This is a genomic window from Shewanella sp. S1-49-MNA-CIBAN-0167 (genome assembly GCF_040310145.1).
GTDB lineage: Bacteria > Pseudomonadota > Gammaproteobacteria > Enterobacterales > Shewanellaceae > Shewanella > Shewanella psychromarinicola.
The window spans coordinates 1-260 of sequence record NZ_JBEOPO010000350.1; the positions used below are offsets into that span (position 1 = coordinate 1).

Annotated in this window: 1 pseudogene; it reads right to left on the reverse strand. The window is 45.8% G+C overall.

Annotated elements, in window-relative coordinates:
* Positions 1-260, reverse strand: a pseudogene (ligA, locus tag AAEZ00_RS21585) (NAD-dependent DNA ligase LigA); the annotation flags it as partial.

The window sequence follows — 260 nt, forward strand, 5'->3', positions numbered from 1 at the left end:
GGTTTAATGCCTCAAATGCCGCTTTAGGCATAAACACTTCGCCACGGACTTCAACTAAATCTGGAAATCCTTCACCGCGTAACTTAAGAGGAATTGAACGAATAGTGCGTACATTTGCAGTAATATCTTCGCCAACGCTACCATCACCTCGCGTTGCGGCGCGTTCAAGAACGCCGAAACGATAAGTAATACTCACGGCCAAACCGTCGAGTTTAGGTTCGCAAACATAATCAACGCTATCGACTTTATCCGTTATACGC